Raw genomic sequence first — 14,148 nt, 5'->3', positions numbered from 1 at the left:
AACTACTGTAAATGATAACATTTAGTAAAATAGGGAAAAAAGGAAATTTAGGGAATCAGCTTTTTCAAATTGCATCCACAATTGGATTAGCGAATAAAAACAATCGCGAATTCTCTTTTTTACTTTGGAAATATCAAAGCTCATTTAAAAATAAATTACCTGTTTTAGCATCTGATCTGACAGATTTTGTAAATTTTGAAGAAGAAGAATACAATCATTATGAGTGGAATTTTGAAGCTAAGAACTATGATTTAAGTGGATGGCTTCAAACCGAAAAATATTTTGATAGAGAACTAACCAAACATTATTTTGAGTTTTCAGATTCTTTGGTAGAAAAAATAAGTTCACTGTATCACAAAGCTTTTGAAAAACGTACAATCTTGATATCTATACGCAGAGGAGACTTTGTCGATCATAAAGATTATTTTCAAACTCCAATAAAATATTACCTAAATAGCTTAGTTGAATTTTTTTCAGAATGGGATTCTTACAATCTTATTATTTTGAGTGATGACATAAATTATTGCAAATATCATTTTTCATTTTTGGAGAATGCTTTTTTTGGAGATGGATTAAATGAAGTAGAACAACTTTGTTTAGGTACTATGTGTAATGATTTTATAATTAGTAATTCTACTTTTTCGTGGTGGACTGCCTGGCTGGGAGAGAAAAGTGATTCAAAAATTATTCGACCTTTAAAAAATTTTGACGGACAGAAACGCCTAAAACTAAACGACAAAGACTATTATCCTGAAAGATGGATAAAATACAATCATTTGGATCAAAAAATTCAATTGAAAGATTTAGCAGTCATTATTAATGCTGCTAGGAATAAGGAAGAGCTGAAAATATATTTATCCAATTATTTTGACGCAGAGTTTGTCTCGGATGATAATATTCAATCTCCAAAAATTACTTTTGCAATAAATAAGGATTATTTTATATCTCCTGTTTTAATTTACTTTTCGTGGCTAAAAATTAAAAAATCAAATATCACTTTGGTGACTATTAACATAATCAAAACTTTTAAAGTTTCGAAAGCTTTAAATTATAGCGAATATTCAGTACAGAAAGATTTTGGTTTTTTCTCAAGAATTTTTTCATTTCCTCAATATAATAAAGAAAAGGAAAATTATAATAGCGGGATTTATTTAAAACAAACTAAACTTATAGATTCAAATGAAAGTTTAGTTAAAAATGAACTTTTACTATATTGCTCCGCGCTTAGATTTCTTAACATAGGAGGCTACGAATTTAGTTTTAAAAGGTTTCTAAAAAGAAAAGAAAATCAGTTGAAACGAAGCGTAAAGAAAATATTGAATATAAAAAAATGAAATCAAATTTACATGTTGCCTATATTGTATCTCACTATCCTCATAAAGCTTTCGGACATGATGGCGGAATAGGTACAAGCGTTTATACTTTAGTTGAAAAACTGAGAAAATCCAATGTGCAAGTTTCTGTTTTTGTATATGGGCAAAAAGAAAAATTTATTATAGAAGAAGAAAATGTTACCATTTACAGTTTAGATAATAAAAAAGGCAGGTTTTTTAATTTTTATTTCAATAGAAAAAAGATAGAAAATTTTATTAATAAAATTATTGAAGAAAAGAATATAAATATAATTGAAGCTCCTGATTGGACAGGAATTACAGCTTTTATGAATTTTAAAATTCCTTTGATAATTCGGTTTCATGGAAGTGATGCCTATTTCTGTCATTTAGAAAACAGAAAACAAAAACGCAAGAATTTCTGGTTTGAAAAACTGGCGATAAATAGGGCAGAAGCATTTATTGCTCCAACTAAATTTGCAGGAGAAGTTTCGAAAGATCTTTTTAATATAAAAGGAAAAGAAATTAAGATGATTCACTATGGTTTGGATCTTCAAAATTTTGAAAATGAAACACCAGAAGAGTTTGAAAAAGATTTGATTTTATATGCTGGTACTCTAATTAGGAAAAAAGGAGTTCTAGAACTTCCACATATTTTTAATAAAGTGCGTGAAGATTTTCCAAATGCCAAATTAGTTTTAATTGGCGGAGATTCTTTCGACTTAAAAACAAATTCAAAATCAACTTGGGATTTGATGAAAAGCTTATTTACTGAAGAGGATCTGAGAAATGTAACCTATTTAGGTAAAATTCCATACAGTGAAATTCAAAATTATATTAAGAAAGCAAATGTATGTGTGTTTCCAACCTTTGCTGAAACTTTAGGAATGGTAACTATCGAATCTATGGCAATGCAAAAAGCAGTTGTTAATAGTGATATTGGATGGTCGCAAGAACTTATTGTAAACGAAGAAAGCGGTTTTTTAGTTCATCCTTCTAACCATGATTTATACGCAGAAAAAATAAAGAAAGTTTTGAGTGATAATCTCTTTGCTCAACAACTTGGTAAGTCAGCAAGATTACACGTTGAAGAAAAATTTGATATAAATAATATTGTGATTGAAAATATCAACTTTTATCAAAAAAGATTAAACTTAAAAAAATAAAAAAGTGATAATTGTTTATCATCAAAAAAATAAGGTTGTTGAGGTTGAAACAAATGACGCCAAAGTACCTTTTGAGAAGAATAGTATTACTGAAAATCTAATTGAGCTTGCAGAAAAATTTCCGCAAACTTTGATTATTTGGTGCCATATTTCATTCAGATCAAATCTTAATATTCTTGAATTTAAGAATATTTTTCATCATGAAAAAATAATGGCATCGTATAATTTGTCTTCAAATTATTTTATATCAAAGGAGATTGGATATGTTGAAACATCACCTTTTTTAAACATCAATAAAAAGGTAAATTATCCAACTTGGCAAATGAGCAGTCATGTTGGGGGAGTTCATGCTTCTATTTTATTGATGCTAAAAAATGAAGTGCAAAAAGATAAAAACTTTGATTATTTTTTAAACTCAATTGCAAAATTAGCAATGCCTCTGGGGCTGTTTTGTTATTCAGAGCCAATGTTAATAAAAGAGTTTTCAGAGTCATTATCAAAACAAAGTGAAAGTAAATTTCTTTTATTTCGATTTGTCAAACAGCATTATAAAACAAGCTGGGTTTTTTTATTGTTTTTGAATTTATTTCTTTATGAGCGAAAATTTACAGTTTTCCCTCTCTTATTTAGTTTGTTCTATAAAAAAAGAAATCTAGATAGCAGTATATTAGAACAAATTGAAATACAATCAAGCAAAAAAGTAATAGAAAAAGGAACTTTAGATATTATAATTCCAACAATCGGACGTAAAAAATATTTGTATGATTTTTTAAAAGATTTATCATTACAAAGTTTTTTGCCGCAAAATGTAATCATCGTAGAACAAAATCCTGTTAATGAATCTGTTTCGGATCTATCTTATGTAGAAAAAGAAAGTTGGCCTTTTTTTATCAAGCATATTTTTACTCACAAAACAGGTGCATGTAATGCACGAAATCTAGCTCTCAAAAACGTAACTAGCGAATGGGTTTTTATGGCTGATGATGACATTAGAATTGATTATGGTTTTTTAAAGCAAGCTTTTGAACTAATCAAAAAAGAAGGTCTTGAACAGGTAACTTTTGGATGTTATGCGTCTGACTACCCGCAAAGTAAAAAAAACAAACAAAAATCTCAGTTCACTAGTTTTGGCTCAGGATGTAGTATTTTAAAAACGAAAAATATTGAAAACATCTCTTATAACACTAATTTTGAATTTGGTTATGGTGAAGATAGTGATTATGGAATGCAGCTCAGAAATTTAGGATTTGACATTACCTATTTGCCTAAGCCAGAAATAATTCATCTTAAAGCACCGATTGGCGGTTTTAGAGGAAAACTTACTCTTCCTTGGCAAGAAGATAAAATACAGCCAAAACCTTCTCCGACTGTAATGTTATATAATCTTTTAAATTTAACAAAGGAGCAGTTAAACAGCTATAAAACGACTTTGTTTTTTAAATTTTACAGTGTTCAAAAAATTAAAACCCCATTTAGATATTATGCTAATTATCAAAGGCAATGGAATAAAAGTTTATATTGGGCCAACAAACTAAATAGTCAAAAATGAAAGTTTCGTTAATTGTCTGTACTTACATGCGAGCTGAATCCTTATTTAAATTACTCGAATCGGTAAGTATTCAATATAAATATCCAGATGAAATTTTAGTAATTGACGGATCATTAAATGATAAAACAGAATTTATTCTGAAGGGACATGACTTTAAAAACCTGAAATATTTTAGAGTAAAAGATGAAGATAGAGGGTTAACTAAACAACGTAATTTTGGAATTTCAAAAGTTGATCCACAATCTGAAATTGTTTGTTTTCTAGATGATGATACGATTTTAGAGCCTAAGTATTTTGAAGAAATTATTAAAACATTTCAAAGTGATGACGAAATTGTTGGAGTAGGAGGAGTTGCAGTTAATGAAAATAAATGGAAGATTCAAGAGAGAAATCATTCTTATAGCCGTAAAAAGTTTTATTTGTTTGAAGGATATTTTTATAAGGAAGGCTTAAGAAATGTTGTTAGAAATTATCTTGGTCTTGCTTCTAACCTTGGACCAGGTAAAATGCCTTTATACTCTCATGGAAGAACTTGTGGATTCCCTTTAACAGGAAAAACATATGAGGTTGACTTGCTAATTGGAATGTCTATGGCTTTTAAAAAAAGTGTCTTTGAAAAAATTAAATTTTCAAAATTCTTTGAAGGATATGGTTTATACGAAGATGCAGATTTTAGTTTAAGAGCTTTACAGTTTGGTAAAAATGTAATTAATACCAATGTAAAATTAAGTCATTTTCATGCTCCAGAAGGTAGGCCAAATCTATTTAAATATGGGAAAATGGTAGTTAGAAACGGATGGTATGTTTGGAGAATTAAGAATCCGAAACCAAATTTACTGGCACGATATAAATGGAATGCCATTACCATTTTACTCACAATAATTCGTCTCAGTAACACTCTAACAGAAAAGAATAAAAAAAGTGCATTTACTGAATCTTTTGGAAGAACTATTGGACTAATAGGTTTATTGTTTAATAAACCCAACGTTTAAGATTTATAAATGAAGTTTTTAATAATAACTCACGTTGATCATATTGAGAAAGCCAATAATCTATATGGCTATGCTCCTTATGTTCGTGAAATGAATATTTGGCTTAAATATATTGATGAATTAATTATTGTCGCTCCTTTAAGCTCGAAGAGAAACTTAACGGAAGTTGATACTTTTTATAATTTTCAAAATATTGATTTTAGGGAGATTCCCAGCTTTAATTTTAAGAAGTTATCTGATGCTTTGATTTCTTTACTTAAACTGCCGATTATTTTTTGGAAAATTTTTTGGGCAATGAAAGAATCAGATCATATTCATTTACGTTGTCCGGGAAATGTCGGGCTTATAGGTTGTCTGGCTCAAATATTTTTTCCAAAAAAAATAAAAACAGCCAAATATGCTGGTAACTGGGATCCTAGAAGTAAACAGCCATTTTCATATCGTCTTCAGAAATGGATTCTTAATAATACATTTTTAACCCGAAACATGCAGGTATTGGTTTATGGCGATTGGGAAAAGCAGTCTAAAAATATAAAATCATTTTTTACAGCAACTTACTCAGAGTCGGAAAAAGAAATTATTACCAAAACAGGTTTAAAATCATCAATAGATTTTATGTTTGTTGGAAGTTTAGTTTCAGGAAAAAATCCATTGTATGCAATAAAACTAATTGAAAAGCTACTTGAAAAAGAAAGAAAGGTTATTTTGAATATTTACGGTGAAGGTTCAGAAAAAGAAAATTTACAAAACTATGTTCAACAAAATCATCTTCAAGATTTTATTGTTTTTCATGGAAATGAAAGTAAAGAAACTATCAAAGAAGCATACCAGAAAAGTCATTTTGTAATATTGCCATCAAAAAGTGAAGGCTGGCCAAAAGCTATTGCAGAAGCCATGTTTTGGGGATGTATTCCAGTGGCAAGTAAAGTTTCATGCGTTCCTTCTATGCTTGATTTTGGAAATAGAGGTATTTTGCTAGAAATGGATTTAAATCAAGATGTAAAGCAGATTGAGAATTTAATCGCTGTCGAAAATAATTATAAGTCAAAAAGTACATTGTCGCAGGATTGGTCACAGTATTATACTTTAGAACTTTTTGAATCCGAAATTAAAAAACTTTTGTTTAGATGAGAATTGTTCAAATTATTGATTCTTTGGAAGCAGGAGGAGCTGAAAGAATGGCGGTCAATTATGCAAACGGATTAGCTAAAGAAATAGAATTCTCCGGACTAATCGTATCTAGAAAAGAAGGTTTACTTAAAAGTGAAATAAATGAAAAAGTTTCATATCTCTTTTTAAAGAAAAGGAAAAAGATTGATTACAAGGCAGTTTTTAGACTTCATAATTATTTAAAAAGGAATAAAGTTACATTCATTCATGCGCATAGTTCTTCTTTTTTTATTGCAGTTTTAGTAAAATTAACTTTGCCAAGAATCAAAATTATATGGCATGATCATTACGGAATTTCGCAGGATTTGTCTTCAAGGAAAAATTTAAGTTTAAAAATTGGTTCTATATTTTTTAGAGGTGTTATTTCAGTAAATTCAGATTTGAGAGATTGGGCGCAATCTTATTTATGGTGTTCAAATTTTATTTATTTACCTAATTTTATTATTGATTCTTTTGCGACTAAAGAGCGAGTTTTGTTAAAAGGTAAGGATGAAAAAAGAATTATTTGTGTGGCGAATCTACGACCGCAAAAAAATCACCACTTACTTGTTAACGCTGCCAATATAATTAGAAATAAATTTCCCGATTGGACCTTTCATTTATTTGGAAAGGATTTTCACGATACATATTCAGAAGAACTCAAAAAAAAGATCAACTTGTTAAAACTTGATGAAGTTGTTTTTTTATATAGTTCAACAGATAATGTTGATTCAGCAATTCAGCAATGTCAAATTGGAGTTTTGCCTTCTCTATCTGAAGGACTTCCTTTGGCTATTTTAGAATATGGACGTCATGCTCTTCCTGTAATAGCAACGAATGTTGGAGAGATCTCAAAAGTAATAATGTCACAGAAAGAAGGTTTAATAGTAGAATCAAATGACGTGATTCAATTTGTAGAAGCAGTTGAAAAACTTATTCTTAATGAAAATTTAAGAAAGCAACTAGGAGAAACCTTAAATCATAAAGTCCAATTGAATTTTAGTGAAAAAAATATCATTGCAGAGTATCTTTTATGGTTGAAATCTTTAACTATTTTAGCTGTTTAAAATAATCCAGGGAATAAATGAAAAACAAAAAATGGTCTTATGAATTTCTTCTAATAATTCATGCCGCAATTGCGATAGCTGTTTTTGCTGTGCCTTTTTTATCCAAAATATACAGTTTAATAATTCCTATTGTTGGATTTTATATAGTTTATAAAACAAAAAACAAGAATAATGAAGTTTTATTAGTTACAGCTTATTTAGTTGGTGCTGAGGTTTTTTTAAGAATGACAGGTGGAAACTTTAACAATGAGTATGTAAAGTTTAGTGTGATTTTCTTCATGTTGATGGGGATGTTTTACAGTAATTTTTCTCGGAATGGATTTATCTATTGTTTTTTCCTAATTCTATTAATACCAGGTATTTTATTTACTGTTGCAGCTTCAGATCCTTCGATAGATATTAAAAAAGCTTTGTTTTTTAATTTATCAGGTCCTGTATGTCTGGCAATATCTGCAATATATACAATGAAAAGAGGGATGCTTTTTTCTGATTTGCAAAATATCATGGTTGCACTGGGATTGCCAGTTGTAACCACAACCGTCTATTTGTTTTTATACAATCCAAGTGTTAAAGATGTGATAACAGGAACACAGTCAAATTTTGAAACTTCAGGAGGATTTGGTCCGAACCAAGTTTCAACCATTTTAGGATTAGGAATGTTTGTCTTTTTTACCCAATTCATATTGTTTTCGAAATCAAAAAGAGCAATACTATTAAATGGATTTTTATTGGTTTTCATAACTTATAGAGGAATAGTTACATTTTCAAGAGGCGGTATTATTACTGCTGTAGGTATGATTGTTTGCTTGTTATTTTTACTATACAGAAACTCAAATGCAAGAGGCAGAGGTAAATTTATTTTGATTTTCGTCGTAACCGCTTTAATGGGATTAGGTATTTGGACTTATTCTTCTATTCAAACTTCTGGATTGATTGAAAAACGATATGCTAACAAAGATGCTCGAGGAAGAGAAAAAAAGGACAGGTTAGGCGGGCGAGAAGAAATTATGGATGCAGAAATAAAGCTGTTTCTAGATGATCCAATTCTAGGTGTTGGGGCTGGATTAAGTAAGTCCAGAAGGTTAGAGTATTTAAAAGAAGAAGCTGCGTCTCATAATGAAATTACAAGAATGCTTTCTGAACATGGTATATTTGGAATTTTTGGTTTACTAATACTATTTATAACTCCTTTTGTACTTTACATAAATAATCGACAGCACCTTTATTTTTTATCCTGTGTTGTTTTTTGGCTGTTAACTATCAATCATGCTGCAATGAGAATTGCTGCGCCAGCATTTATATATGCGCTGAGTCTTCTATCGGTAAAGATTAAAATTCCCGAAAAAGCAGAAAATTTAGTAGATTAGTTTAAAATTTTTTACAATACATTTGCCTCAAGTTTAAGCCCCTAACAAACTTTAAAAAAATGTTTTCAAAAAGAAAAATGCATTTTGAAATTTCAGAAAGAAAGGTTCTGCTTTGTCTTTTTGATGCAGCGTTTATATTTACAGCACTCTTTTTACTTAGTGTGCTTTTCGATTATCAGTATTACACTTTAAATGAAAAAAGATTTTATAAATCTTTTTTACTTGTTGGTTACGTGTATGTTTTTGGAGCTATTTTTGAAATGTATAATCTCCAGACAGCAAGTAATCAATTTCAGATTTTGCGAAGTGTAATTTTAACTTCTCTTACCGCTGTTACTGTATATTTACTTACACCGGTTTTATCGCCAGAACTTCCAAAGCAGCGAGTAGTGATCGTAATCTTTTATTTTGCTGTTCTAAGCTCATTACTTTTATGGCGATTTTTCTATGTGTATTTCTTGGCATCACATCGGTTTGGACAAAATGTAGTTTTAATTTGCGATCAAAATGAAGTCGACGAATTAGTTCTTGGACTTGAAAATGTCGATCCACATTATAAAATTATTGGTTTTGTAAATTCAGATTCTAGTTTAAATGAAGTATCAGATTTTCATTATGTAAAAGAAATAAAAAAAGAAGATTTAGAAGCATTTGTAACGCAGCATGATGTTTCTGAAATTATAATTGCATCACAAAAAACCGATGGTATCACAGCCGATTTATACCAGCAGTTGCTTCATTTGTTAGAAAACGGCAATGTTATTCGTGAATATACTCAAGTATATGAAAGCAAAACGCAGAGAATCCCAGTGCATTATATTGGGCGTGATTTCTACCGTTTTTTCCCCTTCAGCCGAAGTAATAATAATAGACTATATCTGTTGTTGATTCGTATTATGGAATTCTTTTTCTCTTTTATAGGACTTTTATTTTGTGTGGTTTTTATTCCGATTATTTGGTTTTGCAATCTTTTAGGAAACAAAGGAAGTCTTTTTTATACGCAGGAAAGAGTCGGTAAAAACGGTGTTGTTTTTAAGATTTACAAGTTTAGGACAATGACCGAGAATTCTGAAGTAGGTGGAGCAGTTTTTGCAGCCCATAATGATAAAAGAGTTACTCCTTTTGGTAAATTTATGCGAAAGTCAAGGATAGATGAACTGCCGCAGTTTATAAATGTTTTAAAAGGCGATATGGCAGTCATTGGGCCAAGACCCGAGCGTCCGTTCTTTGTCGAAGAAATTGCCAGCGTTATGCCTTTTTATGAGACACGACATGTTATTAAACCAGGACTTACAGGCTGGGCTCAGGTAAATTATTCTTATGGAGAATCTATCGATGAAAGTTTAATTAAACTTCAATACGATTTATATTATATCAAACACAGGAGCGTTTTTCTCGATTTAAGCATCACTTTCAAAACCATTACAACAGTTTTGTTTTACCGAGGCCAATAATTTTTAAATTATAATCGGAATTGGCTTTTTGTTTCTGATTGCAGTTCTTACTAAAACTACAGCGCTGGTAATAATCAATGGCAGAGTAATAAAGAAATGAGCCTTATTAATCAAAAACAAAAAGTAGACTACTAAAAGAACGAAATTTATAAGTGAAAATCTATATGTCCATTTTTTGTTTTTGAAAATAGAAAACAGAACTAAAACCAATAAAAGCGGACTAAAAAGTAAAACGTTATAATTCATCGCCAGTTCTTGGTGAAAAGAATAAAATCCCATCACAACAAAGAAAATTCCCATTAAAGATAAAATCAAAAAATAGATTTTGTCTACTGTTTTATTTCTTCCCAAAATCACAAAAAGCAAAATAAACAGATAAGTATAAATGTTATTCCACCATGATTTTGGAGTTTCTTTTGTAAATTCCAATAATGTTTTACTTTTGCTAACTAATGGCTGATTTTGAAATGTAGTTTTTTCTAAGCTGTTTTTTAATTCAAAAGGAAGAAAAATTCTCGTTCCCATTTGGTCCACCTTCGTTCCAAAAATTATACTTGTTCCCAATTGATCGTAAAAATGTCCATCAAAATAAGGGAAAAGAATAGAACGATATGTTTTATCAGTATCTTCTTTTTTGGTGATAACATTTTGGTTTAATGATTTATTGATTACATCAACAACCATCGAAGTGCAATTTTTATCAATAAATTTATAAGTGTAATATCTTTCTTCAGAGAATAAAGCCTTATTTAAATTGTCAAATAATTTTTGTTTTAAAGGCAGTGAAATTTGAAGATCTTGTTCGTAAACACTTCTTTTATCAGAACTGTATTCGTTTATAAAATCAGCATAAGGGTGTGTGATAATAAAATATTGTAAATCACCTTTAGCAAACTTGGCAACAAAATTTGGTGTTCTAAAATCAAAAGCACCATAGTTGTAAACAATATCAATATTATTCGCAGGATCAGCAACACGAATAGCTGTATGACCAAAATAAGAGTAAGTTTCGTTTCCAAGACCGCAAGTAAGAACACTTATTTTAGCATTTGGAGATAAAGATAAACTCTGGCTAAAACCAATAAAACTTGATAAGAATAATAAAATAAAAAGTGTTTTTTTGAAAATGACAGTTTTCATGATTAATTTTTTAAAAGATTTTATGGTTTTATAACTATCTAAAGATTCCTAAATCTACTTTCAACGAAAAAATATTAGAATATAATGCGGTACTCTGGTTTCCTAAATCTGTTAAGGCATAATCTATCTGAATACCTCTGTATCTAAAACCAAGACCGATATTAGGTTGAAAATTTACTTTTTCAGTATTGTCCAACTGTGTTACATTTTGAAAATTTCCAGCACCGGCTCTTACGAAAACCAAATCGGTGTAGCCAAATTCAAATCCAATTGCGGGATCTATACTTACTACTTTTGATGAAATGATATCATTCGTTTGTTCAAATCTCATATTTAAATTTGCAGAAGTAACCAAACTGCATTCATTATGAAAATCAAATCTTTTTGAAACTCCTAATTGTGCTTTTGGCAAAGTAATCTCCGTACTCTCTGGTAATGTGTTGTTTTCTCCTGGAATAGCATTTGCGATTTTTGCATATTCTTCTTCGTCAATATTCCAAACATTATAAGTTGTGGTAATGTCGCGAAGCATTAAACCGAATTTCCAGTCATTTCTTTCAAACTGAAGTCCAATATCAAATCCAAATCCCCACGAATTGGCAAATTTTCCAATTATTCTTCGAATAACTTTTGCGTTAACCCCATATTGAAATCCCTCCACAGGAAGTTTTCTGGCATAAGAAAAGGTGAAACCATAATCAGCAGTAGAAAATAAGCTGATTCTGTTATAATCGATATTTCCTTGATTGTCGATTAATTGTGTGGTATCCATAATATCATCAACTCCAAAACGAATCATCGAAATTCCCCAGGCACTTCGTTCATCAATGGGACTTGCATAACCGATATAATCATATTGCGCAATATTGGCAAAATAACTCGCATGCATCAATGCGACTTGATGATCTTCAAGATGAGTTAAACCTGCTGGATTCCAGTAAACTGCATTAACATCATTTGTAGAAGCCGTTACCGTACTTGACATTCCAAGAGCTGCTGCGTCTACTCCAATATTCATAAACTCATTCGAATATTTTCGAATAGTTTGAGCATATGGTGAAGTAAAACTCCAAAAGAATATAAATGCTAAAAGTTTTTTCAAAAGTTCTTTTTTTGCAGACTTAGGTCTGTTTTAATTTTTATCAAAAATATAATATTTTACTCATCTATTAAGTTCGTTCTCTTAAATATTCTAAAAGTCGAGCTGAGAAATAAAAAACTATGAGAAAAACTCGTTTTGCATCCAGTTATTATGCTAAATTTGTTCTCTGCCATTATCAAAATTTCAAACTATGAATATCAAAAAGCACATTCCAAATCTAATTACATTAATTAATCTTTTCTGCGGTTGTGTCGCAATTGTTTTTGTCTCTCAAGGAGATTATTTAATGGCTTTTTACATGGTTTGTTTAGGAATCTTTTTTGATTTCTTTGATGGTTTTTTTGCTAGATTATTCAAAGTTTCTAGTCCGCTTGGATTACAGTTGGATTCTTTGGCAGATATGGTTACAAGCGGTGTAACTCCAGGATATGTAATGTACAGCATGTTTGCCAATAGTGGTCATGAATTAGGAACAAGCCCAGCGATTCCTTTTTTAGGATTTATCGTGACTTTGGGATCTTGCTATCGTCTGGCAAATTTTAATATCGATACACGCCAGACAGATTCTTTTATTGGTCTGCCAACGCCGGCAAATGCATTGTTTATTTTAAGTCTTCCTTTGGTAATATCATTTTCAGATTCTCTGATGATATTAGAAATTTTAACTAATCAATGGGTTTTATTGCTTATAACATTATGCAGTGCTTATATTTTAAATGCTGAGATTCCGTTGTTCTCTTTAAAAATTAAAAAATTCCGCTTAAAAGAAAACGCACTTCAAATTGTGTTTTTGACAATTTCAGTGTTATTAGTTGTTTTGCTGCATTACATTGCAATTCCGTTGATTATTGTTTTCTACGTTGTATTGTCAATTATTAATAATCTGTTTTTGAAGAAGTAGTTCAATTTTCATGGCCAGAAAAACGACTTATCGTAAAACATATTCAAGGAAACCAGCTGGAAAATCATTTTTAAGCAGGCTTTTTCGAGGACTTTTATTAATTTTCTCCGCGCTTTTATTCATTGGAATCATTTATCATTATCGTAACGGATTGGCCTATTATTTAGGGTTTAAATCTGAAAAAGTTTTAGATGAAGACGCGGTTGACAAACATCTTTCTGATGTGCGAAATATTCGCGTTCTTGAAAATCATAAGGGAAAAGTTATTGGAATTGATGTTTCTGAATTTCAAGGAAAAGTAGATTGGGAAGAAGTTGAAATTTTAGACGAAAAATATCCAGTTCAATTTGTTTTTATTCGAGCAACAGCAGGAAATGATCGTGTAGACAGACAATTCAACAAGAATTGGGAAGGCGCAAAAGAAAACAAAATTATGCGCGGTGCCTATCATTATTACCGCCCAAACGAAAATTCTATCGAACAGGCCGATCTTTTTATAAAAACTGTTAAGCTTCAAAAAGGAGATCTTCCGCCAGTTTTGGATATTGAAAAATTACCTAAAAATCAGTCTTTGGACAGTTTAAAAGTGGGTTTAAAACGCTGGCTGACTAAGGTTGAAAAACACTATCAGGTTCGTCCAATAATTTATTCGGGAGAACGCTATTATTCTGATTTTCTAAAAGAAGAATTCAGTGAATATCTTTTCTGGATTGCCAATTATAATTTCTACAGAGAAAAGATTGAAGATGACTGGCTGTTTTGGCAGTTTACAGAAAAAGCGTCTTTACCGGGAATAAAACACAGAGTGGATGTTAATATTTACAACGGCGATTTAGAGCAATTGCAGTTTATTACTGTCGAGTAAAAGGTGAAAAGTGAAAGGTAAAAAGTAATTTACATTTCACTTTTTACCTTTCACCTTTCACATAT

General features: G+C 30.3%; 12 protein-coding genes. 10 read left to right on the top strand and 2 right to left on the bottom strand.

The features are described 5' to 3' along the window. Window positions 1–11 precede the first annotated feature (11 nt). The 8 genes from ASE40_RS00520 to ASE40_RS00485 are packed head-to-tail and all read left to right on the top strand — an operon-like array spanning window position 12 to window position 10,075. Window positions 12–1,334: an alpha-1,2-fucosyltransferase gene (locus ASE40_RS00520; RefSeq protein ID WP_057114864.1), complete on the top strand. Its 1,323-nt coding sequence runs from the start codon at window positions 12–14 to the stop codon at window positions 1,332–1,334. Further along, window positions 1,331–2,497, top strand: a complete 1,167-nt coding sequence (locus tag ASE40_RS00515) for a glycosyltransferase family 4 protein (protein ID WP_057114863.1) — start codon at window positions 1,331–1,333, stop codon at window positions 2,495–2,497. The genes ASE40_RS00520 and ASE40_RS00515 overlap by 4 nt, the downstream gene beginning before the upstream one ends. Window positions 2,498–2,501: 4 nt before the next feature. Further along, on the top strand, window positions 2,502–4,046 hold the full coding sequence (locus ASE40_RS00510) for a glycosyltransferase family 2 protein (RefSeq protein ID WP_057114862.1): 1,545 nt from the start codon (window positions 2,502–2,504) through the stop codon (window positions 4,044–4,046). Further along, window positions 4,043–5,038, top strand: a complete 996-nt coding sequence (locus ASE40_RS00505; RefSeq protein WP_057114861.1) for a glycosyltransferase family 2 protein — start codon at window positions 4,043–4,045, stop codon at window positions 5,036–5,038. Before ASE40_RS00510 ends, ASE40_RS00505 begins: the two co-directional genes overlap by 4 nt. 9 nt (window positions 5,039–5,047) lie before the next feature. Next, on the top strand, window positions 5,048–6,169 hold the full coding sequence (locus ASE40_RS00500) for a glycosyltransferase family 4 protein (protein ID WP_057114860.1): 1,122 nt from the start codon (window positions 5,048–5,050) through the stop codon (window positions 6,167–6,169). Then, window positions 6,166–7,254 (top strand): glycosyltransferase family 4 protein, encoded by a 1,089-nt coding sequence (locus ASE40_RS00495; protein WP_057114859.1) that lies wholly within the window; start codon window positions 6,166–6,168, stop codon window positions 7,252–7,254. Before ASE40_RS00500 ends, ASE40_RS00495 begins: the two co-directional genes overlap by 4 nt. Before the next feature lie 17 nt (window positions 7,255–7,271). After that, window positions 7,272–8,621 (top strand): O-antigen ligase family protein, encoded by a 1,350-nt coding sequence (locus tag ASE40_RS00490; RefSeq protein ID WP_057114858.1) that lies wholly within the window; start codon window positions 7,272–7,274, stop codon window positions 8,619–8,621. Between the two features lie 59 nt (window positions 8,622–8,680). Further along, window positions 8,681–10,075 (top strand): sugar transferase, encoded by a 1,395-nt coding sequence (locus ASE40_RS00485; protein WP_057114857.1) that lies wholly within the window; start codon window positions 8,681–8,683, stop codon window positions 10,073–10,075. Between the two features lie 3 nt (window positions 10,076–10,078). Here the strand turns inward: ASE40_RS00485 and ASE40_RS00480 are convergent, their stop codons facing one another. Then, the gene (locus tag ASE40_RS00480) at window positions 10,079–11,215 is read right to left on the bottom strand and encodes a DUF4105 domain-containing protein (RefSeq protein WP_057114856.1); all 1,137 of its coding nucleotides are present in this window, start codon (window positions 11,213–11,215) and stop codon (window positions 10,079–10,081) included. Window positions 11,216–11,249: 34 nt separating this feature from the next. Continuing rightward, window positions 11,250–12,233, bottom strand: a complete 984-nt coding sequence (locus ASE40_RS00475) for a PorV/PorQ family protein (RefSeq protein WP_057114855.1) — start codon at window positions 12,231–12,233, stop codon at window positions 11,250–11,252. Between the two features lie 274 nt (window positions 12,234–12,507). Here ASE40_RS00475 and ASE40_RS00470 point away from each other — a divergent pair, with 274 nt between their 5' ends. Continuing rightward, a complete protein-coding gene (locus tag ASE40_RS00470) occupies window positions 12,508–13,218 on the top strand; it encodes a CDP-alcohol phosphatidyltransferase family protein (protein WP_057114854.1) in 711 nt (236 codons plus the stop codon). A gap of 10 nt (window positions 13,219–13,228) precedes the next feature. Further along, entirely contained in the window at window positions 13,229–14,083 is an 855-nt protein-coding gene (locus ASE40_RS00465; RefSeq protein ID WP_057114853.1) for a glycoside hydrolase family 25 protein, read from the top strand. Window positions 14,084–14,148 lie beyond the last annotated feature (65 nt).

This window comes from Flavobacterium sp. Root935, assembly GCF_001429295.1.
Taxonomy (GTDB): Bacteria; Bacteroidota; Bacteroidia; order Flavobacteriales; family Flavobacteriaceae; genus Flavobacterium.
Note: the sequence above shows the minus strand (reverse complement) of the source record. Positions and strands in the feature narration are given on the sequence as shown.

Coding starts and splice junctions, on each gene's coding strand:
- ASE40_RS00495 (WP_057114859.1), top strand. CDS start 6,166: ATGAGAATTGTTCAAATTATTGATTCTTTGGAAGCAGGAGGAGCTGAA.
- ASE40_RS00485 (WP_057114857.1), top strand. CDS start 8,681: ATGTTTTCAAAAAGAAAAATGCATTTTGAAATTTCAGAAAGAAAGGTT.
- ASE40_RS00475 (WP_057114855.1), bottom strand. CDS start 12,233: ATGAATATTGGAGTAGACGCAGCAGCTCTTGGAATGTCAAGTACGGTA.
- ASE40_RS00465 (WP_057114853.1), top strand. CDS start 13,229: ATGGCCAGAAAAACGACTTATCGTAAAACATATTCAAGGAAACCAGCT.
- ASE40_RS00500 (WP_057114860.1), top strand. CDS start 5,048: ATGAAGTTTTTAATAATAACTCACGTTGATCATATTGAGAAAGCCAAT.
- ASE40_RS00520 (WP_057114864.1), top strand. CDS start 12: ATGATAACATTTAGTAAAATAGGGAAAAAAGGAAATTTAGGGAATCAG.
- ASE40_RS00515 (WP_057114863.1), top strand. CDS start 1,331: ATGAAATCAAATTTACATGTTGCCTATATTGTATCTCACTATCCTCAT.
- ASE40_RS00470 (WP_057114854.1), top strand. CDS start 12,508: ATGAATATCAAAAAGCACATTCCAAATCTAATTACATTAATTAATCTT.
- ASE40_RS00505 (WP_057114861.1), top strand. CDS start 4,043: ATGAAAGTTTCGTTAATTGTCTGTACTTACATGCGAGCTGAATCCTTA.
- ASE40_RS00480 (WP_057114856.1), bottom strand. CDS start 11,215: ATGAAAACTGTCATTTTCAAAAAAACACTTTTTATTTTATTATTCTTA.
- ASE40_RS00490 (WP_057114858.1), top strand. CDS start 7,272: ATGAAAAACAAAAAATGGTCTTATGAATTTCTTCTAATAATTCATGCC.